Raw genomic sequence first — 20,871 nt, 5'->3', positions numbered from 1 at the left:
TAATAGTATTCTTTTTCACATTTTTCTTCATATTCACCCTTTTATTATTACGCGCCTCCCTTCCAATGCTTCAAAAGCCATTCTAACTTCTGCAAAATTTAGTGATTCAAGATATAAAAATGTTTTTTGAAAAACCATTTCCTGCAACCTGTGAGCATCAGAAGATGTTATTATACAGTATCTATTCGATATGCCAAATTTCTTTCTTGCCTCGATTTCAGAAATATTTCTTGAAATTTCTATCGCATTTATCTTTAAACCTTCAGGAATAAATCCCAGCTGCCCCCATAAACTGAAAGTCTTTCTGTCGATATGGGCAGGAACAAGCATTCCTCCCATCTCGAACACCTTTTGAGATATCTCTTCGGCAGTAGCAGAAGTGGCTGATATGAGCATACGGTCTTCTTCTCCTATGACATTAGAATCCTTATCCACAATTTGCTGCGATCCAAAGAATTTAGGATTGTTCTTTCTTGCAGGTAAATGTCTGTAAACATAATCCTGCCACTCTAGCATTGTGTTTAAATCCTCAAAAAACACGAGCAAATGAGCTTCCTCGGCGCTTTCCACTTCCATTCCGGGAATTACCATTATATCATAATTTTTTGCGGCTTCCTGCACAGGTTTAACATTTTTAGCGCTATTATGATCACAGATACCTATAATTTTTGTTCCCATCAATTTTGCCATATTCAAAATATTTGCAGGGTTCATCTCTTCATCCGCGCACGGTGACAGGCATGTGTGGATGTGTAAATCCGCCGGATATTGTTTTAACATTTTTCCCGGCTCCCCGATAGCAAATTATACAGTATACCACAGATTTCATAGATAGATTTTTGTGTGGCAAATATGGGAATATTTTCATCTTCGGCTTTCTTTATTGTATTTTCATCAACTTCCACTCCCTCGGCCACTATTACCCCCGAAAGGCCCAGCAGTGAAGCAACGGCGATTATATTTTGATGACTCTGAATCGTCACCCAGACTTGATTCTCGCGGGCGTGGGCCATTACCCAGCTTAAAAGGTCGGAAGCATAACCGCCCTCCACCTGCCTATTTTCATCCATTCTGCTTGTAAGTAATTTAAGTTCAAGTTTTTCCTTCAATTCAAGTAAAGTCATTTGTGCTCACCCCCCTTGCTTTTTTCCATGGTAGGAGGCAATTTCTGAGAAAGGGCCAGCATTTCCGACGCCAGCTGTTTGACCTTGTCCCTTAATTTGAACAGACAATCTGTTTCGTTTGCCTCACCCTGAACTATATCTTCTGCGAGGGCCCGGCAGTTTGGAGAGCCGCAGCTGCCGCAGTCCAAACCCGGAAGTTCCTTCAGGGTTTTTTCAAGCTGCTCCATTTTCTGAATCGCCTTTACTATATCGTCGTCGAGTTTTAGAGACGGCTTTGGAAGGATTTTTTCCTCAAAATTGTAATATCCTTTTTCAAGTCCGTCAACAACATCTTTTATATTTATCGAACTTTCACATCCCAATTTTTCAAATAGCCTCCTGATTCTTACCCGGGCTACAAATTGATTTTCCACCGTCAGGGCTCCCCCGATACAGCCGCCTATGCACGCCTGGCACTCAATATAATCGATATCCGAAAGTTTGTTTAATTCTATTTCCTCCAAAACTCCGATACAGTTGTGAATTCCATCCACCGCCAGGTGGTTCTCCCCTCCGATGGCCAGGTTTTCTCCGCCCGCTCTTCCCCAACCTATACCAAGACCGGAGGCTCTATCAAAAATGGATTTAAATTCATCGTCGCTTAAATTTTTAATTACTTCACCATATACGCTTGCGATCGATAGCACACCATCAACGAAAGACCTTTCTATGCCTATGGGCTGTTTCACCGAAGTGACCTTGGCCGGACACGGGCTTATAAAAAACACACCTATTTCTTCGTTTTTTAAACCGTATTTATCGGCAAGTATTTCCTTTGCCCTCTTTGCGGCAATTTCCATAGGCGCTTTGATGGGGATAATATTCTTTATAAGCTCCGGAAACCTTACCTGTATAAGTCTCAACACCGCCGGGCATGATGATGAAATTAGAGGCCTTACATCTTTATTACGTTTTATATATTCCTTTATGGCGACTGAAACTTCTTCAGCCGCCAGCGGCACTTCATATACTTCATCAAACCCGATTCTTTTGAGGGCACTCAGTACACTATCTAAGGATATTTCTTCTTTAAATTGACCATAAAAACTGGGTGCAGGCAATGCGACCCTGATTTTGAATTGTTTAAGCCTTTCAAAACCGTCTACAGCCGCATATTTTGCATGATTTGGACATACTCTTATACATTCGCCGCAGTCGATACATTTATTCTCCAGTATATGGGCTTTCCCATTTCTGACTCTAATCGCTTCGGTTGGGCAGCCTTTTATACAATTCGTACAGCCCTTGCACTTTTCTAAATCAAGAGTTACCGAGTGGTAATACTGCCACAAGGGTTTCACCATCTTTCATTAAGTTACAGATTGATTACCATTCTTACTTTTGTTCCTTTTCCGACAACAGAACTTATTTCGAAAGTGTCTGAAAACTTCTTCATATTCGGAAGGCCCATACCGGCTCCAAATCCCAACTCCCGTATGCGGTCAGGTGCGGTAGAAAACCCTTCCTGCATGGCTTTTTCGATATCAGCTATTCCGGGACCAGTATCATCGGCAATGACTTCTATATATCTGGGCGTGATGTTAAAGCTCAAATTCCCCTTTTCAGCATGAATGACAATATTCATCTCAGCTTCATATGCGACAATTGAGACCTTCCTGATGGCTGCTGAATCCGCTCCAATCTGTTTTAATATCTTTTTTGCCTGTTCTGTGGCTTTACCGGCATTGTTAAAATCATTACCTACAATTTCATAAGAGAGCTTCATGACCTGGAGATTTTCCTGTTCTTTCGGTGCACCTTTCGGACCGGAAGCCAATCTGGTCTGCTCGCCTTTCAACCCTTCCTGGTATAATATCCCGCATGTTTCGTAAAGCGGATATTTAGTCCTCAATAGCGGCAGTCTATGCTGTTTTGCGAGCTCTATAATATCCTCCGCTGGAATTTTACCCCTTACAAAAACTATAGCCGCAAAATCCGACATGCTGGCAGTTTGTATTATCTGGCGGTGGGTAAGCCCCGTAAGAAGGATGGCGTTTGTTTTGGTGTCTGCCAGTATGTCGCTCATGAGATCAGCGCCGCAAGCATTAGCCACTTCTATATCCAGGAGTTCTTGCCCCCAAAGTATTTCAGCCTGCAGTAAATCTTTAATTCTGGAAAGTTTCATCTGGTATCCTCCAGATAATATGTCAAGTATTCCAGCTGTGCGGCGAGATCCACCCTTCTCAGCATTACGTTTTCTCCGGTATTAATATTTACGGGAGCGAAATTTATAATGCCTCTAATTCCGGCTTCGATCAGTTTATCTGCCACTTCCTGGGCGGCCGAAGCCGGCACGGCGATAATACCCAATTCAATGTTATAAGCTCTGGCTTTTTCACCCAGCAGATCCAGAGGGCATATTTCTATCCCTGCAAGTTTTTTACCTATCTTGTTGGGATCGGTATCAAATATGCAGGTTATATCGAATCCTCTTTCAGAGAAACCTTTGTATTGTGATAAAGCTTTGCCCAGATTGCCAGCGCCCACTATAGCCACCGGCCATCTTCTTCCGAGGCCGAGGATTTTCATTATATAATTGTACAGCTCTTTTGAATTATATCCTACTCCCCTTGTGCCAAATTCGCCAAAATAAGCCAGATCTTTTCGCACTTGTGCAGGAGTTACTCCGGTGGCTCTGGCTATTTGCTGGGAGGATACTGTATTAATCCCTTTTTCATCAGCTTCTTTTAAATACCGAGAGTACAGCGATAATCTTCCAATCGTGGCATCGGGTATCTTAAATTTTTTAAACATGTAAATAAATCACTCCCTTGATTTGATTTTAGCACAGTACTTTGGTTTTTACAATAGATATAAGAGAAAAAAATCACAAAGTTATAATATTGTCTTTAGATTGTTAATATTTTAACATTCTTTGGTTTCAATATACTTCCATCTGCAGATGTTTTTTTCCATTATATCCAAAAATAAAAATAATAAAAGGCCGATAAGACTCATTCCCAGAATTCCGGCAAAAAGTTCATCGTAATCCGCCCGGGTCCATGCATCCATTATGAAATATCCTATTCCGCGGGTAGTCGCAAATGTCTCTGTAAAAAAGAGTACCGAAAGAGCCGTACCAAGACTTATCCTAAGCGATGTGAAGATTTGGGGCATGCATGCGGGAATCACCACATGTTTGTAAATATCACTTTTTTTCCCGCCCAGGCTTTTTATAGAATCCATGCTCCGATGCGGAAGATTTTTCACCGCATCCCTTGCGGTGACCGCCATATGAAAAAAAATGATTATCGAAATGAGCAGTATCCTCGGTAAATCTCCTAATCCGAGCAGCATCAACAGTACCGGCAGGAAAACTATTTTCGGCACGGGATAGAGCAAAAGTATGATAAATGAAAAAAACTCATCAGCTTTTTGCTCCATGCCGAGAAGCAAGCCGAAAGGAACTCCAATACAAAAGGCGAAAATCATGGCGGTCAAGATGCGGTAAAGACTTACCGCCATATGTATCAACATGCCATCCTTTAAGAGATATGCAAATGTCGTCATTGTGGTGCAGGGCGAAGGTATGATAGGGCCGCTTGTTCTAGAAAGCCCCCACCAGAATAACAATATAAAAATACCAGCAAAAACATAATGTTTAATCCTATTCATTCGATATACTCCAACATTATATTTCTAATAAGATTTACTGTGTTGTAATACTCCACACTTTGCCTGAGTCCACATCCGTTGTTGGATATGATGTCTAAAATTCTTCCGGGTGACGGCGAAAGTACAATGATCTTTTGCCCTAGAAAAACGGCTTCTTCAATGCTGTGGGTTACCAGCAGTATTGTCATCGGATTTTGCCGCCACAGGTTCAAAATCTCGCACTGCATATTTTCCCGCGTTATAGCGTCAAGAGAAGAAAAGGGCTCGTCCATTAAAAGCAGAGAAGGAGAAACTGCAAGTGCCCTGCCTATGGCGACTCTCTGTTTCTGGCCTCCGGACAATTGCCCTGGATAGTGCCGTGCAAAAGGCTTGAGAAACAATTTATCCAGAATATCGTCTACAATTTGTTTTGTTTTAACCGGATTTTCTTTTCGAATAATCAACCCCAAAGCTATGTTCTGCGCCACAGTTTTCCATGGAAAAAGCCCGAAATCCTGAAATATTACCGCAGTATCCAGGGATGGGCCATCAACCATTTCCCCTTTTATAAATACGCCGCCTTCGGACGGTTTCAGGAGGCCCGCGATGGCATAAATTAGAGTCGTTTTTCCGCTTCCTGAAGGTCCGACCAGAGTATATATTTTCCGGTCCTCAAGAGCAAGATTAATATTGTCCAGCGCTTTAACCCTTGCGTTTTTCGCGGAATACTCGACCGATACATTTACGATTTCTATCATTTTTATCGTTCCTCTAAAGTTTTTGAACTTTTATAACGATTGAGGATTCTTTTATTTTATAACCGAATCATCCACGAGATCTTTGTACTCCAGCTGTTTCTTTAGCAATCCCCTCTTTCTCATCCAGGCCAGCACCTGTTTTATGTCGCTTTCCGTCGGAACCGAAAGCTTTGTATATTGCGGAAACTCGAAAGTACCCGCAACCTCTTCCGGAAAATGAGCGACGTCAAGAACATCTCTGAAATTTTCAGGGTTGGCATTAATGTCTGCGGTCACTTTCTCATATGCAGTATATACTTTTTTTATGGAATCCCTTTTATTATTTATAACATTCTCAGTAAACAGCATGACGCCCGGCGCAAGTAGCGAATCTTTTGTGGAAATCAATACTCTTGCTCCGGATTTTACAGCAAGACTCGATAGAGGTTCCGGCAGGCAGGCCGCATCCACCTTGCCTGATTTGAGCATTTCAAGCCTTACAGGCATCTGGGATACTACAATTTTTTCTATATCATTGTAGGAAATGCCTTTTTGCGCAAGCATACTGTCCACAGCATACTCTATTATCGTATTTTTTGACAGAGCCACTTTTTTACCTGAAAGCCCGCTCACATCCTTTATCCCCGAATCGGGCGCTGCCAGGATATCGTATTTGCCGCAGGTTACGGATGTAATTTTTACATCAAGTCCGTTCTGAACGGCAAACACAGCCGCCAGTATATCTCCCACTTCGCCATCTATGGCTTCGCTCTGGAGGGCTGCGTCTCTTTCCACCGGATTATTAAAGGATACAAGTTCCACTTTTACTCCTTCTCTGCCAAAGTACCCTTTTATAGCAGCTGCAATAAAAGGAATTGAGTCAACATCCGGCAGGATTCCAATTTTCACCGCCGGAGTGTCCGGGACGGAGGTTTCGACTTTTCTTCCGGTCTCGTTTTTGCTAAAATTGCAGCCGTTTATCAAAAAAACATGGGCAATCAACATCAGAATCAACAGCTTTTTCATACGTTCCTCCTGTAAAAATTTTAATGCAGAAAATTAATTTTCCAATAAATTATTACTACGGCTAAATAAAATTTATTCATTAAATTTTTCCAGTTTAAACCTTTCATTCGTAATCTTGAATTCATACTGCCCAATGCCGGAACTTGTGTATACCCTGCGGTCTTCCGTGACAAACACAGCCTCAATGTGAGGCGTCTTTTCCACATACTTCATGCCATCTTTCAACCCCAGCGCAAAAACCGTGGTGGAAAGGGCATCGGCATCTATGGAGCTGTCAGATATGATGGTAACGCTTACCAGCCCATTGTCTACCGGATAACCTGTGGAGGTGTCCAGAATGTGATGATATCTTTTTCCATCTTTCATAAAATATCGTTCATAAACTCCGGAAGTCACCAGGGTTCTGTCCGATACATCCATCGTGGCAAAAGTGTTTCCTCTGGGCTCAAAGGGGTCCTGGATACCTATTTTCCATGGAGAACCGTTGGGTTTTTTGCCAATCACATATATATTGCCACCCAGGTCGGCGGCTGCGCTTTTTATGCCGTTTTCTTTCAGTATTCTGACCGCTTCGTCGGCGGCATAACCTTTTGCTATAGCCCCAAGGTCTATGGCCATACCCGGTTCTTTTAGCATGACGCTGTTTTCATTTTCATTCAAGACTGCATTTTTATAGTTTACATGTCGCAGGGCAATTTTTATTTCTTCTGAAGAAGGAACACGGGCTTTATCTGTCCCTATACCCCACAATTTGACAAGAGGACCTATTGTTATGTCAAACCTTCCATGGGAACTTTCGGAATAGTAAATTCCTTTTTTTATCACATAAAAGGTATCGGGGCTGACCTTTTGAAAATCTTTACCGGCATTATTGTTAATTTCAATAACTTCGCTGTCATCGCCGCCTGCGGTCATCTTTTTTTGAATGTCATTTATCCTGTCAAAAGCCCTGTCAATAGCGCCTGAAGCATTATCTCCATAAGCTGTTATCTGAATCAATGTATCCAACAAAAAATTGTTTTTTGTGATGGGGCTTTGGGATTTTGTTTTCCCGCAGGATGTAAGAAGTGCGGCTATCAATATTACCACGAAAATTTTTACATGTGTCTTTGCTGTCAACAATGACGGTTCCGGCAAATAATGTGTTTACCGGTGCCTTACCCTCCTTCAAATCGGAATTTTTAATAAATGTTTGTCAGTGCAGCTGCAAGGATACTTAAACATAATTCTACAAAAATTTATAAATTCCTTCCCATATATTTTGAATGTATTACTTTTTATACAGTTTGTTGTCATATATGAACATGTCCTGGATACAATTAAGATTTTATTGCATACTAAGAAGGAAAATGCAATTTTCCATCGAATATATAAATTAAATACAAAATATATTGTATCACAATTGTATTAAAAAATGAACATGTTGTACCTTCACACTTCAATCAATAACGTGCATAATATGATTGAATTAATGACTATTTTCATTTTTGTTAATATTGCTAAAACAAACTATTATAATTAAAAACGAGGAGGAAAGGTAATGGAAGAAAAAAAGAAAATTGTTGTTCTGGGAGATGGATTTGGAGGTCTTACCGCCGCTCAAGCTCTGGATAGGTTTTTAAGAAGAAATAAAAATGTGGAGATAACTCTCATCAATAAGAGCCCAAATCAAATTTATCTTACAGAACTGCACGAAGTCGCAGGAAACCGCATACCGCCGGAAGGCGTTGAATATTCATTGGAAACCGCCCTTGAAAAGACCCGGATAAAACTTATTGTCGATGAAATTCAAAAAGCAGATTTAAAGGAAAGAAAACTTTACGGCATTGATGGAGTATATTCTTTCGACTATCTGGTTCTGGCCTGCGGGAGCGAACCGGCATTTTTTGGGATACCGGGAATGAAAGAGAATGCATTCACATTGTGGTCTCATGAAGATGCTTTAAGAATAAGGGAACAAATTATAAAAATGTTTAAGGCTGCGAGCAGCGAACCCGATGAGCAAAAGAGGCGCGAATACCTTACCTTTGTGGTCGGCGGCGGCGGATTTACCAGCATTGAAATGGTCGGTGAACTGGTGGAATGGGTTGAAGACCTATGCCTTGAATACAATATAAAGCATAGTGAAGTCTCCCTCATGGTCATAGAAGCACTCCCGAAAATTCTGCCCAACCTTTCCGACAGCTTAATCGAAAAAGCCACCAATTACCTGAAGAGAAAGGGAGTGCACATTTTGACCAATTCTCCCATTAGACAGTAAACCCATGCCCGCACTAGTAGAATCGGCAATGCAGTCTGCTCGCTGTGCCGCATACAACATTGCCGCGGAAATAAACAACAAGCCCAAAAAAGCACTAAAATTGCAGCTACATGGGAATATGGTTTCGATAGGTGCGGAGTATTGTGTAGCATATGTCATGAGATTTAAGCTTACTGGCTTTCTTGTGTCCGCAATAAAACATCTGGCCGATATACATTACCTTTTCGGTATCAGCGGTTTAGGTTTCATTATGGACTATAAGGTGGTATTTCCATACGCTCTGTTCTTCCAGGTGTTGTTTGCTTCAGTTTTATAACATATCAGCTCTGTAAGATGTACAGCAAAGCTCTTTTTGATGCTTCTTAATCAAGACAGTGAATAAATAAGCCGCTTCTCAGTTTGGGTTCAAACCACGTGGATTTTGGGGGCATGATTTGTCCCGCATCGGCTATGCTCATCAAATCTTCCATAGATGTGGGAAACATGGAAATTGCTACCTTCATCTCACCGCTGTCTACTCTGCGTTCGAGCTCTTCCAATCCCCTTATTCCGCCGATAAAATCTATCCGGTTGTCATTTCTGGGGTCTGCTATGCCGAATATGGGAGAAATCAAATTGTTATGAAGTATGGATACATCAAGTCTTGCCACAGGATCATCTTCATTAAATGTCCCAACTTTTGCGCGAATACCGTACCATTTCCCGCAAACGTACATGCCAAAAGTATGTTTTTCTGCAGGTTTGAACGGCGCCTTTCCCGTGTATATAATGTCAAATTTTTCGGCCATCATCCGTAAAAGTTCCACCTCGTCCAGACCATTCAAATCCCTTATGGCCCTATTGTATTCCAGTATGGTCAGTTCATCATCCGGGAAAACAACAGATAGGAAATAATTGTATTCCTCACTGCCGGTAAAATACGGATTTTCAATTCTCCTCATCTGTCCCACCCTTACGGCGGCTGCTGCCCTGTGATGGCCGTCAGCAATGTATAATGACTTCACTTGTGAAAATAGCGCCACAAGCTTGCTTATTGTGCAGTCATCATTTATCACCCAAACAGTATGCGAAATGCGGTCGTCCGACATAAAATCATACACCGGTTCATTTTCGCCTGTCCATTCATCCACAATAGCGGCAATTTCCGGATTCCTGCGGTATGCCATCAGGATCGGGCCGGTATGTGCTCCGGTATATTTCACATGATTTACTCTGTCCTGCTCCTTGGGAGCCAGGGTATTTTCGTGCTTTTTGATTATGTTATTCACATAGTCATCTATGGAAGCGCATGCTACAATGCCCTTCTGGGCTTTTCCCTCCCTTACCAGCCGGTAAATATAAAGGGAATCCGCATCTTCCTTTATATAAATTCCACCTTGCATCATACTGTTCAAATTCTCCCGGGCTTTTTCATATACCCTGACATCATGGGGATCGATGGAACTGTCAAGGTCTATCTCGGGTTTGTCCACATGTAAAAAAGATATGCTGTTATCTTTCACCATTTCGCGGGCCTCTTCGGTGCTCACCACATCATATGGAAGTGCGGCGACTTTTACCACAAGTTCAGGCAGGGGCCTAAAGGCTTTAAATGGTTTTATGACAGCCATGGTATTCCTCCGTTTGCTATTGATTTATTTTGATTTGTTTTAATGATCATATGGTAATTATAAAATATTTTGCTTGTATCGTCGAGTTAAATTTGAATTTATGTAATAATTATTTTGGCTATGTTTTGTCTGTATGAATTATTAAAATCAATGCAATTGTGCATTTAAATAGTTTTGACAAAATATTGTAAAAATAATTCTTGAATTTCCATGAGTACAGTGATAAAATATTATCAATGGAAAAATATCCTAAAAATCATAAGGGGAACGTTGAATGAAAAAGGGTTATTTCGTCTTAAAAGTTGCGTTTTTACTTATCTTTATTATCACCAACGTGTCCACTATAGTAAACGCTGCACCAAGATTTTATTGTAAGGCAACATAATATGGAATGTGTTGATCGGAAAAAATAAAAGCACCAACAGTATCCAACCGGTGACGGCGGTCTGCATTTCAAACGACGAAGGCCTCATAATAGCGGCGAGCAGTTTTACCGAGTATAACCCGGTGTATGGAATAGATGCCGGCACGGGGGAAATCAAGTGGGAATACATAAACCCAAAATTTAAATATGTTTCTTATATAACCAAAGACGGATTCAACAATATCATACTTGCAGCCAATGATCCCAAGCAAAGCGACATATGGTATTCTACTGATCCTGACGCGCCGGATCCTCCCTTTGATAAGATAAATTCAATAATAGGGGGTTCTATAATACTCCTGGATTCAAACGGGAATGAAAGCAGCGTATTGGAAATCCCTAACGAGGTGGGTATAGAATTAGTTAAACCAGATCCATTGCATAAACGTCTGATAGCAATATGCAGCACCTATGTAGAAGAAGAAAGTCTATTGGCACCATACATTTTATTCATTGCCGATTATGAGGGAAATATTATTAAAGGCAAATCTGTTGATACGTCAATGGAAGTATTGGCTCGTAAGAGCGAGGATAGCATAATAGTAGACGGAGATACTATTTACGTCGGATCCGATGATGGTTTGAAGAAGTTTGACATAGATGGAAATTTGATAGACACGTATGATATCCTCATGGATAAAAAAATTAAAACGCGCATATTTCAAACCGATCCCGAGGAAAAAGCCATATATCTTACCGGGACCGGAGAGCAGATTTCAGACGAGCAGGGTCGTTCTTCAAGGATCTTTAAATATTATTATGGTGAAACGGTCTCGGAAGATGAAATTGAACCTTTAACCGATGAAGAATTAAATAAAATTCCCAACTAATGGCAAGAGCCGGAAAAACTCCGGCTCTTTTTATCTATCAATACAGGTGGCAAGCCACGAAATGTTCGCCGCCCACGTCCTTTAATTCGGGTTCTACTTTGCTGCACTCCGGCTTTGCATATTTGCAGCGCGTATGGAAATGGCAGCCGCTGGGCGGATTCACCGGGCTTGGAACATCGCCTTCCAGGATTATCCTTTCGCGCTTGACCTCGGGATTCGGAATGGGGATGGCCGAAAGAAGCGCCCTAGTGTACGGATGCAAAGGTTTGTCATACAGTTCGTTCTTTTCCGCTATCTCCACCACCTTGCCCAGATACATTACCGAGACCCTATCGCTGATGTGTTTCACCACGCTGAGGTCGTGAGATATGAAGAGATACGTAAGGCTAAATTTTTCCTGTAATTCCTGCATGAGGTTTAACACCTGGGACCTTACCGAAACATCCAGGGCGGAAACAGGTTCATCACATATGATGAGTTCCGGGTCCACCGCCAGCGCCCGGGCTATCCCGATCCTCTGCCGCTGACCACCGGAGAATTCATGGGGATATCTCCTTATATGCTGGGTCCCCAGCCCGACTACATGTAATAGATCCAGGACCTTTTCTTCTTTTTCGCGACCGGAAGCCAGCCCAAAGATGTCCATTGGTTCTCCTATGATATCTCCGATGGTCATTCTGGGATTTAATGAGGCATAGGGGTCCTGGAAAATGATCTGCATTTTCTTGCGCATTTCCCGCATCTGTTCTTTTTTGAGCTTCAATATATTTTTGCCGCCGTAATTAATTTCACCTTCGGTAGCATCCAGCAGTCTTAAAATAACTCTGCCCAGCGTTGACTTGCCGCATCCGCTTTCACCCACAAGGCCCAGGGTTTCTCCTCGCTTTATAAACATATCCACCCCGTCTACGGCCTTAACATAACCCACGGTTTTTTGCAAAATACCGCCAGTGATTGGGAAATATTTTTTTACTCCTTTGACTTCCAACAATTTCTCCTGGGTATTTGCCATTATCTGCCGCCTCCTTTCCACTCATCGGTATATTTCCAGCACCGCACCTGGTGGCCATCAAGCTGCAGCAACTCCGGCTCTCTCGTTCTGCATATTTCCCGGGCTTCCGGACAGCGCGGATGAAAGCGGCACCCCGAGGGCATGTTGAAAGGATTCGGAACCACGCCTTCGATCACATAAAGTTTTTCTTTGGGCTCGTCAAGTCGCGGAATAGAACCAAGCAATCCCACGGTATACGGATGTTTAGGATTCCTGAAAATGGTCTTTACATCGGCATATTCCACCACTTTACCTGCATACATGACCAGTACGTTTTCCGCCATCTCCGCCACCACGCCAAGGTCATGGGTTATGAGCATTATCGCCGTGCCCAGTCTCTCTTTCAAATCCTTCATCAGTTCAAGTATCTGGGCCTGAATGGTAACGTCAAGAGCGGTGGTAGGTTCGTCGGCTATGAGAAGGGCGGGGTTGCAGGAAAGAGCCATTGCTATCATCACCCTCTGCCTCATACCGCCGCTCATCTGGTGGGGATACTCATGCACTCTCTTTTCAGCCGAGGGGATGCCCACCAGTTTTAACATTTCAACAGCTTTTGCCATGGCATCCTTTTTATTCAATCCCTGATGGAGCTCTATGGCTTCGCTTATCTGCTCGCCGACGGTAAATACCGGATTTAAAGATGTCATGGGCTCCTGAAATATCATGGATATATCGTTTCCGCGAATTTTGCGCATTTCACTCTCGGTTTTATCAAGGAGATTTTCGCCTTTAAAATACATTTCGCCTTCGACAATTTTGCCCGGAGGATTCGGAACAAGCCTGAGCAAAGACAGTGATGTGACGCTCTTGCCGCACCCGGACTCTCCAACAATGCCAAGAGTCTCTCCTTTTTTTATGCAAAAATCTACTCCGTCTACAGCTGGAACCACTCCATCGTCGGTAAAAAAGTAAGTTTTAAGATTTCTTACTTCTACAAGATTTTCATTCATAATTCCACCTCCCTACTGTTTCAGCCGGGGATCCAGAGCGTCCCTCAGGCCGTCGCCGAAAAGATTGAATCCCATTACCAGCGCCATGATGGCAATTCCCGGAAATACCGACCACCACCACTGGCCTGAAAGGAAGAACTGCTTTCCTTCACTTATCATAAAGCCCCATGCCGGTTTCGGCGCCTGAACACCAAACCCTAAAAAGCTCAAGGAAGATTCCAGCAAAATAATGCTTCCTATCTCCAGTGTGGCCTGAACTATAATGGGTGCGAGAATATTGGGAAGGATATGCCTGAATATAATGCGCCAGTCTCCACCGCCTATCGCTGTGGCTGCCTCCACATACTCCATTTTTCTGACCTGTATCACCTGCCCCCGGGCGACCCTGGCAAAAGAAGCCCAGGAAATGATGCCTATGGACATATACATGAGCGGAAGGCTGGGCGGAAGGTAAGCCACCAGCGCCAGCACAAAGAGCAGGAACGGGAAGGCAAATATGACATTGGTAAGCCAGCTTATAAAATCATCTATGAATCCACCGTAAAACCCTGCCAGGCTTCCCAATATAACTCCTATTACAACAGCTATTCCTGTTGCAGCAAATCCTATCTGAAGTGAAATCCTGGCACCATAAACTACCCTTGTATATATGTCCCTACCGTATACATCGGTGCCAAACCAGTGTTCGGCGCTTGGGGGAGCAAGTTTTGCGCTTGGACCTTCTTTCCATATGAGCTGATCATAAGGATCGTATTTTGTAATATATGGCGCAAAAATAGCCGCAAGGCATATTACTATTACCAGAGTCATACCGAACATGGCGGATTTATTTTTCCTCAAACGAAGCCACGCATCCATCCACAGGCTTCGGCCTTCTACTTTTCTCTTCGCTTCACCGGGAACCGTATTATTTATTTCTGTTTTTGCTTCCATTGCTTCCCCTCCCATCAATCGTATTTTATTCTTGGATCAAAAAATGGATAAGAAAGATCTACTATCAGATTGGCAAATACGAAGAGGAAGGCCATAAACAATACTGTGCCTCTTATTACAGGAAAGTCCCTGTTTACCAGTGCTTCTACGCTTAATCTTCCTAAGCCCGGTATGGAGAAAATTTGTTCAGTTACCACCACCCCGCTCAACAGGCTTGCAGTCTCTATTCCGATAACTGTTACAACCGGAATCAGAGCATTCCTGAGAGCATGTTTCATGATAACTACTCTTTCGGCAAGGCCTTTGGCTCTGGCGGTCCTTATATAGTCCTGATGAATTATTTCCAGCATGCTGGAGCGCGTAAGCCTGGCGATAAGTGCTCCGGGACGCAGACCCAGTACAACCGATGGCAGGACATAGTATATCAATTCTCCATTGCCGACACCGGTCCCCGGAATCCATCCAAGTATCTGGCAGAAAAGCACCACCGAAAGCAATCCTGCCCAGAACACCGGTGCGGATATACCGAGAATGGCAAAAATCATGGCTGAATAGTCTATCCATGTATATTGTCTTACCGCAGAAAGAATCCCCAGCGGAACACCTACAATAACTGCAATAATCATGGAAAATATTGCAAGCTTAATGGTAACTGGAAGTCTAGTCAATAATGCATCAACAACAGTCATATTGTTTCTGTAAGATTTTCCAAGATTAAACGTAACGGCATTTTTCATAAAATCGACAAACTGAACTACAAGAGGTTTATCAAGTCCCATTTCATGTCTTATTTTTGCAATTGTCTCCGGATTCCCCCGCTGACCTACCATTAATCGGGCCGGGTCACCTGGTACAATGGTTGTAAGAATAAATACTACTGCTATAACACCTACAATAACGGGAATTGCTCCTATGAGACGCCTAATAATATAATTCAACAAACTTTTCCCCTCCTCAAGCTGCCGTACATCACATTTGACCTGGCTTTTCTTTAAAAAGAAAGAAAAGCCAGGTCTTTTAAATCAATCATTACTTTTCTATCTTTACTTGAGTATATTTCATAGAAAATTCACCCATAAATGGCTTTATTGCATTTTTCACATAGTCCTGCACTAACATGTGATCCGTATAATGGTATATAAATAACCATGGAGCTTCTTCACGAGCTATTGCTTCCGCCCGCTTGTATAGCTCTGCCCGCTTCGCCTGGTCGGTTTCTATTCTTGCCTGATTTGTCAGATCATCAAATTCCTTATTGTTAAATCCTGAGTAGTTTCCCCTGGCTCCGCGATTAGCGGAATTTAATAGCACATACAGGAAATTGTCGGGATCAGGATAGTCCGCTACCCAGCCCATACGGAAGAATGGAATTTCCATCTTGTCTGTGCCATCGAGCAAAGCGCCCCAGTCAATGTTTTTAAGCGAAACATTGATGCCTACATTTGCAAACTGAGCTTGTAATGCTTCAGCTATGCTCTTATGAGTATCACTCGTATTGTAAACCAGTTCCACGTTAATACCGTTAGGATAGCCTGCTTCTTTCAAAAGGGCCTTTGCCTTTTCAGGGTCAAAAGTATACTTGGGCTGAATGTTTTCATCATATCCCATTATACCGGGGGGCAATACACCTGTTGCAGGCAATGCTCTGCCATTTCTTACCATATCGATAAGCCCCTTACGGTCTATGGCATAGTTAAATGCCTGTCTTAAAGCTTTGTTGCCTTTGAAAGGAGCTTTTTCCAGGTTAAAGCCGTAGTAGTAAGTAGCAGGTTGGGCGGTTTCCTGAAAACCCGCTTTTGTCTTTGCTTCTGCATAGTAAGGGTCCGCTACTTCTTCTATTTGATCTACATTTCCCAGATTGAATTCGGTCCATTCCATGGCAAGGTCAGTTATTACTCTGAATTCCAGGCCATCTAGATACGGCAATTGATTTCCATCTTTGTCTTTCTGCCAATAGTCTTCATTTTTGGAAAGGACAATCTTGTCGTCCTGTACCCACTGTTCAAACTTGAAGGGGCCTGTTCCTACGGGATGGAAATTGAACTGCTCTTTGCCGTATTTTTCAACGTCTTCCTTGGGAAGTACGTTAAAGGTGTTGTAAGCGAGCACGCTCAGGAAAGGTGCGAACGGATAATCTATTTCAATCTTCAGGGTGTAATCGTCGACCTTGGAAATACCGGCGATATGGTCGGTTTTGCCTTCCTGATAATCCTTGTATCCTTTAATCATGTCCAGGAAGTATGCCCTGGGTGAGTTGGTTGCCGGATTGAGAATATAATTGAACGACCAAACCCAGTCATCGGCCTTTACCTCGCGGCCGCCGTTGGCCGTAGGTTTGCCCTCGATTGTCTTATGGAAATGTACGCCTTTTCTGAGATGGAAAGTGTAGGTCTTCTTATCCGAAGAAATATCCCAGGATTCGGCCAGTAACGGCTGTACATTGCCGTCTTTGTCGTAATCTACCAGTGTCTCAAATATCTGATAAATAATCCTTGAGGAGGCTGTATCTGTGGCAAATACAGGATCAAGCTTCGGCGGATTGGACATTATCGCCATTCTCAGTATATTCTTGGGCGCTTCTGCTGAAGGCTGCTGAGTCGTTTGCTGTTGTTGCTCACCGCCGCTCTGCTGTGTAGTTTTTTGCCCGCAACCGGCAAGAGTCGTAACAACAAGTAACAACACCACTAATAAAACAAGGCTTTTTTTGAACATTAAATCCCCTCCCAAAAAAATGAATTAAGATAAAATGGTCAAAAAAAATCTACTTTATTCTATCTGTAACGATCCCCCCTTTCATTTTTACAAATAAACAATATTTCTGCCTTGTCTCTTCTAATCTTGTATCTAATTTTATTAAGACATTTAAATATTCGATAATAAATTAAAAAATCCTTCTATTGTAAGCTTCATTTTAATAAATTAAAATAATTTTTCTTAATTGTATAATTATTCACTTCTTTTAACGATTCATAAGGTATGGTATTTTTTGCTTTCCTATGCATTATGGAACCCCCTCTCATATTATTGAGAGGGGGTTGTTTATTGCTTTAATTTATCCAAGTAACTTTTTCAATATATCATTGACCATCTGCGGATTTGCTTTTCCCCTGGTTTCCTTCATCATCTGGCCTACCAGGAATCCCATGGCTTTTTCCTTGCCGTTTTTGTAATCCTGAACCGATTTTTGGTTCTGCTCGATGACTTTTTGGGCAATTTTTTCAAGCTCATTTTCATCGGATATTTGTACAAGACCCTTTTCTTTCACTATAACTTCGGGGTCCTTCCCGGTTTCAAACATGTCCCTGAATACTTCTTTGGCAATTTTACCGCTGATGGTGCCTTTGTCTATCATGCTAAGCATTGCCGTCAGTTGCTCGGGTTTGAATTTAATTTGCTCGATTTCCATTCCCTTTTCGTTCATAAGGCCCATCATCTCAACCATCACCCAGTTGCTGACGGTCTTGGGGTCGTGGTAGTGGGCGATGCACTCCTCATAAAAGTCGGACAAAGCCTTGGAGGAAGTGAGGACTCCTGCATCATAGGCGGGAAGCCCGAACTCTTTCATATATCGCTCTTTTCGCACATCCGGCAGTTCCGGGAGATTTTCTTTGATTTCGCAAATCCAATCTCTATCAAAAATCATGGGAACAAGATCGGGGTCCGGGAAATATCGATAATCATGGGCCTGTTCCTTGTTTCTCATAGATACCGTAACGCCTCTTATTTCATCCCACCGACGCGTTTCCTGAACAAGTTCGCCGCCTTCTTCAACCACTTCCCTCTGCCTTTTTTCCTCATATTCAAGACTGCGCCTCACGGCTTTGAAAGACCCAAGGTTTTTTATCTCCACTTTTGTCCCAAATTTATCCGAACCCTCGGGCCTGATGGAAATATTCACATCGCACCGGAGGGAACCTTCCTCCATCTTGCAGTCGGAAACTTCTATATACTGCAAAATAGATTTCAATTTGTTCAGATAAAGCCACGCCTCTTCAGGAGAGCGTATATCGGGTTCGGATACGATTTCTATTAAAGGCACACCGGTGCGGTTCAAATCCACCAGAGAATTGTTTTTCCCTTCTTCGTGGATAAGTTTGCCGGCGTCTTCTTCGAGATGCACTCTGGTAATCCCGATACGACGTGTCTTCCCGCCTGCTTCTATCTCAATGTATCCATTTTTTGCAATAGGTAAATCATACTGGGAAATCTGATACGCCTTTGGCAGGTCCGGGTAAAAATAATTTTTTCTGTCAAATTTTGAAAATCCCGCTATTTCACAGTTCAGAGCAAGGCCGGCTTTAATGGCATATTCCACCGCTTTTTTATTCGTCACTGGAAGAACTCCGGGCATTCCGAGACATACGGGGCAGCAGTGGGTGTTGGGATCCCCACCGAATTCCGTGGAACATCCGCAGAACACCTTGGACTTTGTAAAAAGCTCCACATGCACTTCAAGACCTATTACTGTTTCGTAATTCATTCTATCACCTCTATGCCGGGTTTATTTTTGTGAAAATCGGTGGCCTGTTCGAAAGCATAGGCAGCCCGCAGTATCGTCGGTTCGTCAAAGGGCTTGCCTATGATCTGAAGACCTATAGGCATTCCTCCGGAAAAGCCGCAGGGCAGAGAAATGCCCGGAAGGCCGGCCATGTTCACAGGTATGGTACACACATCGTTCATGTACATCTTCAAAGGGTCATCGGTGTTTTCCCCTATCTTAAAGGCCACCGTAGGTGCTGTAGGAACCAGTATGAAATCGTATTTTTTAAAGGCTTCGTCGAAATCTCTTTTTACCAATGTCCTCACCTTTTGAGCCTTTAGATAATACGCATCATAGTAGCCCGAGCTCAGAGCATAGGTGCCCAGCATGATGCGTCGTTTTACCTCAGCTCCGAATCCCTCGCTGCGGGTCCTTTTATAAAGGTCTATGAGATCATCATATTCCTTTGCCCTCACACCGTAGCGGATACCGTCATATCGGGCAAGATTGGAACTGGCTTCTGCCGGAGCAATGATATAATAAGCCCACAGAGCATACTCGGTATGCGGAAGGGAAATCTCTTCAAAAAAAGCCCCCATCTTTTCAAAAGTTCTGGCTGCCTCCATCACCGCATCTCGAATCTCGGCATCAATCCCCTCACCCATGTATTCCTTTGGAATTCCTATCTTCATGCCCCTTACGTCGGGTTTTAAGCTTTCGGTATAATCCGGCACGGGTATATCTGCCGATGTTGAGTCCATTTCGTCATGTCCCGCAATGGCATTCAATACAATGGCACAGTCGGTGACATCTTTCGTAATAGGTCCAATCTGATCCAGGGATGAAGCATATGCTACAAGGCCAAAGCGCGATACCCTGCCGTATGTTGGTTTCATCCCTACCACACCGCAGTAGCCAGCAGGCTGACGGATGGATCCTCCGGTATCGGACCCTATGGCAAAAATACACTCATCGGCAGCCACCGCCGCTGCGGAACCGCCTGAAGACCCGCCCGGAACCCGTTCAAGATCCCAGGGATTTCTGGTGGCAAAAAAAGCAGAGTTTTCAGTGGAGGAGCCCATTGCAAATTCGTCCATGTTGGTCTTGCCCAGGACTACCACATCCCGGGTTTTCAACTTTGATGAAACGGTGGCATCGTAAGGTGGTACAAAATTTGCGAGGATTTTCGACGAACAGGTGGTCTTTAGGTCTTTTGTGCAAATATTGTCTTTCACGGCTGCCGGAATTCCGGTGAGAGGATGTGAAAAATCACCCTTTTTATCTATATTCCGGCTCACAAGCAGGGCTCTTTCTTCATCAAGAGTTATAAAAGCCTTTACTTTATCATCTACATTTTTTATCCTTTCAAAGAGAGCTTTTGTGAGCTCTTCCGAAGAAATCTCTTTTTTCTTCAAAAGTTCATGAGCCTCATGGATAGTAAGCTTATGTAATTCCAAAACACTAACCTCCAATCCGATATTCTTATTGCTATTCTTCTATAATTCTAGGTACTCTGAAGAAGTTTCCATCCCTGTCAGGAGCATTTTCCAGCGCTTTTTCCAGCGGAAGGCTTTCCTGCACTACGTCTTCCCGAAATACATTTTTAATGGGTATCACGTGGGCCGTAGGTTCTACATCGCTGGTATCGAGCTCGTTGAGTTTGTCCATGTAATCCAGGATGGAGTTTAATTTTTCCGTCATCTCGGCCTTTTCTTCTTCCGAAAGATAAAGCCTTGCAAGATTCGCCACATGCTCCACCGTTTCTTTTGCAATCCTCATGATTTCACCTCTTTTAAAAATTTTTATGATGGGG

General features: G+C 42.9%; 21 protein-coding genes. 3 read left to right on the top strand and 18 right to left on the bottom strand.

Annotation, left to right across the window (positions count from 1 at the left end; all coding sequences use genetic code 11):
* Positions 1-33: 33 nt before the first annotated feature.
* From AC6I1H_RS16405 to AC6I1H_RS16365, 9 genes are all read right to left on the bottom strand, one after another.
* The gene (locus AC6I1H_RS16405) at positions 34-780 is read right to left on the bottom strand and encodes a PHP domain-containing protein (protein ID WP_497738592.1); all 747 of its coding nucleotides are present in this window, start codon (positions 778-780) and stop codon (positions 34-36) included.
* Positions 774-1,124 carry a DRTGG domain-containing protein gene (locus tag AC6I1H_RS16400; protein WP_497738591.1) on the bottom strand — a complete coding sequence of 117 codons (351 nt, stop codon included), beginning with the start codon at positions 1,122-1,124 and terminating at the stop codon, positions 774-776. Before AC6I1H_RS16400 ends, AC6I1H_RS16405 begins: the two co-directional genes overlap by 7 nt.
* A complete protein-coding gene (locus AC6I1H_RS16395; RefSeq protein WP_497738590.1) occupies positions 1,121-2,455 on the bottom strand; it encodes a [Fe-Fe] hydrogenase large subunit C-terminal domain-containing protein in 1,335 nt (444 codons plus the stop codon). The genes AC6I1H_RS16400 and AC6I1H_RS16395 overlap by 4 nt, the downstream gene beginning before the upstream one ends.
* 23 nt (positions 2,456-2,478) lie before the next feature.
* Positions 2,479-3,288: an ATP-binding protein gene (locus tag AC6I1H_RS16390; RefSeq protein WP_497738589.1), complete on the bottom strand. Its 810-nt coding sequence runs from the start codon at positions 3,286-3,288 to the stop codon at positions 2,479-2,481.
* Entirely contained in the window at positions 3,285-3,917 is a 633-nt protein-coding gene (locus AC6I1H_RS16385; protein ID WP_497738588.1) for a redox-sensing transcriptional repressor Rex, read from the bottom strand. Before AC6I1H_RS16385 ends, AC6I1H_RS16390 begins: the two co-directional genes overlap by 4 nt.
* Positions 3,918-4,028: 111 nt before the next feature.
* Positions 4,029-4,778, bottom strand: a complete 750-nt coding sequence (locus AC6I1H_RS16380) for an ABC transporter permease (RefSeq protein WP_497738587.1) — start codon at positions 4,776-4,778, stop codon at positions 4,029-4,031.
* The gene (locus AC6I1H_RS16375; RefSeq protein ID WP_497738586.1) at positions 4,775-5,515 is read right to left on the bottom strand and encodes an ABC transporter ATP-binding protein; all 741 of its coding nucleotides are present in this window, start codon (positions 5,513-5,515) and stop codon (positions 4,775-4,777) included. The genes AC6I1H_RS16380 and AC6I1H_RS16375 overlap by 4 nt, the downstream gene beginning before the upstream one ends.
* A gap of 51 nt (positions 5,516-5,566) precedes the next feature.
* A complete protein-coding gene (locus tag AC6I1H_RS16370) occupies positions 5,567-6,520 on the bottom strand; it encodes an ABC transporter substrate-binding protein (protein WP_497738585.1) in 954 nt (317 codons plus the stop codon).
* A 72-nt stretch (positions 6,521-6,592) separates the two neighbouring features.
* Entirely contained in the window at positions 6,593-7,639 is a 1,047-nt protein-coding gene (locus AC6I1H_RS16365; protein WP_497738584.1) for an FAD:protein FMN transferase, read from the bottom strand.
* 421 nt (positions 7,640-8,060) lie between these two features.
* Between AC6I1H_RS16365 and AC6I1H_RS16360 the strand changes: the two genes are divergently transcribed.
* Together AC6I1H_RS16360 and AC6I1H_RS16355 are read left to right on the top strand one after the other, a co-directional pair.
* Positions 8,061-8,780 (top strand): NAD(P)/FAD-dependent oxidoreductase, encoded by a 720-nt coding sequence (locus AC6I1H_RS16360; RefSeq protein WP_497738583.1) that lies wholly within the window; start codon positions 8,061-8,063, stop codon positions 8,778-8,780.
* Between the two features lie 4 nt (positions 8,781-8,784).
* Positions 8,785-9,096, top strand: a complete 312-nt coding sequence (locus tag AC6I1H_RS16355; protein ID WP_497738582.1) for a hypothetical protein — start codon at positions 8,785-8,787, stop codon at positions 9,094-9,096.
* Between the two features lie 46 nt (positions 9,097-9,142).
* Here the strand turns inward: AC6I1H_RS16355 and AC6I1H_RS16350 are convergent, their stop codons facing one another.
* On the bottom strand, positions 9,143-10,390 hold the full coding sequence (locus AC6I1H_RS16350) for a DUF1015 domain-containing protein (protein ID WP_497738581.1): 1,248 nt from the start codon (positions 10,388-10,390) through the stop codon (positions 9,143-9,145).
* A gap of 396 nt (positions 10,391-10,786) precedes the next feature.
* Between AC6I1H_RS16350 and AC6I1H_RS16345 the strand changes: the two genes are divergently transcribed.
* Positions 10,787-11,644, top strand: coding sequence for a hypothetical protein (locus tag AC6I1H_RS16345; protein WP_497738580.1), 858 nt, complete (start codon positions 10,787-10,789; stop codon positions 11,642-11,644).
* Positions 11,645-11,681: 37 nt separating this feature from the next.
* Here the strand turns inward: AC6I1H_RS16345 and AC6I1H_RS16340 are convergent, their stop codons facing one another.
* The 8 genes from AC6I1H_RS16340 to gatC form a co-directional block, all read right to left on the bottom strand.
* Positions 11,682-12,656: an ABC transporter ATP-binding protein gene (locus AC6I1H_RS16340; RefSeq protein ID WP_497738579.1), complete on the bottom strand. Its 975-nt coding sequence runs from the start codon at positions 12,654-12,656 to the stop codon at positions 11,682-11,684.
* Positions 12,656-13,645, bottom strand: a complete 990-nt coding sequence (locus AC6I1H_RS16335) for an ABC transporter ATP-binding protein (protein WP_497738578.1) — start codon at positions 13,643-13,645, stop codon at positions 12,656-12,658. The genes AC6I1H_RS16340 and AC6I1H_RS16335 overlap by 1 nt, the downstream gene beginning before the upstream one ends.
* Before the next feature lie 12 nt (positions 13,646-13,657).
* On the bottom strand, positions 13,658-14,578 hold the full coding sequence (locus AC6I1H_RS16330; protein ID WP_497738577.1) for an ABC transporter permease: 921 nt from the start codon (positions 14,576-14,578) through the stop codon (positions 13,658-13,660).
* Positions 14,579-14,592: 14 nt separating this feature from the next.
* Entirely contained in the window at positions 14,593-15,519 is a 927-nt protein-coding gene (locus AC6I1H_RS16325; RefSeq protein WP_497738576.1) for an ABC transporter permease, read from the bottom strand.
* 88 nt (positions 15,520-15,607) lie between these two features.
* The gene (locus AC6I1H_RS16320; protein WP_497738575.1) at positions 15,608-17,290 is read right to left on the bottom strand and encodes an ABC transporter substrate-binding protein; all 1,683 of its coding nucleotides are present in this window, start codon (positions 17,288-17,290) and stop codon (positions 15,608-15,610) included.
* Positions 17,291-17,630: 340 nt separating this feature from the next.
* A complete protein-coding gene (gatB, locus tag AC6I1H_RS16315) occupies positions 17,631-19,058 on the bottom strand; it encodes an Asp-tRNA(Asn)/Glu-tRNA(Gln) amidotransferase subunit GatB (protein WP_497738574.1) in 1,428 nt (475 codons plus the stop codon).
* Positions 19,055-20,515 (bottom strand): Asp-tRNA(Asn)/Glu-tRNA(Gln) amidotransferase subunit GatA, encoded by a 1,461-nt coding sequence (gene gatA / locus AC6I1H_RS16310; RefSeq protein WP_497738573.1) that lies wholly within the window; start codon positions 20,513-20,515, stop codon positions 19,055-19,057. The genes gatB and gatA overlap by 4 nt, the downstream gene beginning before the upstream one ends.
* Positions 20,516-20,546: 31 nt before the next feature.
* Positions 20,547-20,837 carry an Asp-tRNA(Asn)/Glu-tRNA(Gln) amidotransferase subunit GatC gene (gene gatC, locus AC6I1H_RS16305; protein ID WP_497738572.1) on the bottom strand — a complete coding sequence of 97 codons (291 nt, stop codon included), beginning with the start codon at positions 20,835-20,837 and terminating at the stop codon, positions 20,547-20,549.
* Positions 20,838-20,871 lie beyond the last annotated feature (34 nt).

The organism is Biomaibacter sp. TOL, from assembly GCF_059717795.1.
Note: the sequence above shows the minus strand (reverse complement) of the source record. Positions and strands in the feature narration are given on the sequence as shown.

Excerpts from the sequence above, each read along its gene's own strand:
- gatC (WP_497738572.1), bottom strand. The coding sequence starts at position 20,837 with ATGAGGATTGCAAAAGAAACGGTGGAGCATGTGGCGAATCTTGCAAGG.
- AC6I1H_RS16370 (WP_497738585.1), bottom strand. The coding sequence starts at position 6,520 with ATGAAAAAGCTGTTGATTCTGATGTTGATTGCCCATGTTTTTTTGATA.
- AC6I1H_RS16375 (WP_497738586.1), bottom strand. The coding sequence starts at position 5,515 with ATGATAGAAATCGTAAATGTATCGGTCGAGTATTCCGCGAAAAACGCA.
- gatB (WP_497738574.1), bottom strand. The coding sequence starts at position 19,058 with ATGAATTACGAAACAGTAATAGGTCTTGAAGTGCATGTGGAGCTTTTT.
- AC6I1H_RS16400 (WP_497738591.1), bottom strand. The coding sequence starts at position 1,124 with ATGACTTTACTTGAATTGAAGGAAAAACTTGAACTTAAATTACTTACA.
- AC6I1H_RS16335 (WP_497738578.1), bottom strand. The coding sequence starts at position 13,645 with ATGAATGAAAATCTTGTAGAAGTAAGAAATCTTAAAACTTACTTTTTT.
- AC6I1H_RS16385 (WP_497738588.1), bottom strand. The coding sequence starts at position 3,917 with ATGTTTAAAAAATTTAAGATACCCGATGCCACGATTGGAAGATTATCG.
- AC6I1H_RS16360 (WP_497738583.1), top strand. The coding sequence starts at position 8,061 with ATGGAAGAAAAAAAGAAAATTGTTGTTCTGGGAGATGGATTTGGAGGT.
- AC6I1H_RS16320 (WP_497738575.1), bottom strand. The coding sequence starts at position 17,290 with ATGTTCAAAAAAAGCCTTGTTTTATTAGTGGTGTTGTTACTTGTTGTT.
- AC6I1H_RS16350 (WP_497738581.1), bottom strand. The coding sequence starts at position 10,390 with ATGGCTGTCATAAAACCATTTAAAGCCTTTAGGCCCCTGCCTGAACTT.
- AC6I1H_RS16380 (WP_497738587.1), bottom strand. The coding sequence starts at position 4,778 with ATGAATAGGATTAAACATTATGTTTTTGCTGGTATTTTTATATTGTTA.
- AC6I1H_RS16340 (WP_497738579.1), bottom strand. The coding sequence starts at position 12,656 with ATGGCAAATACCCAGGAGAAATTGTTGGAAGTCAAAGGAGTAAAAAAA.
- AC6I1H_RS16355 (WP_497738582.1), top strand. The coding sequence starts at position 8,785 with ATGCCCGCACTAGTAGAATCGGCAATGCAGTCTGCTCGCTGTGCCGCA.
- AC6I1H_RS16330 (WP_497738577.1), bottom strand. The coding sequence starts at position 14,578 with ATGGAAGCAAAAACAGAAATAAATAATACGGTTCCCGGTGAAGCGAAG.
- AC6I1H_RS16390 (WP_497738589.1), bottom strand. The coding sequence starts at position 3,288 with ATGAAACTTTCCAGAATTAAAGATTTACTGCAGGCTGAAATACTTTGG.
- AC6I1H_RS16405 (WP_497738592.1), bottom strand. The coding sequence starts at position 780 with ATGTTAAAACAATATCCGGCGGATTTACACATCCACACATGCCTGTCA.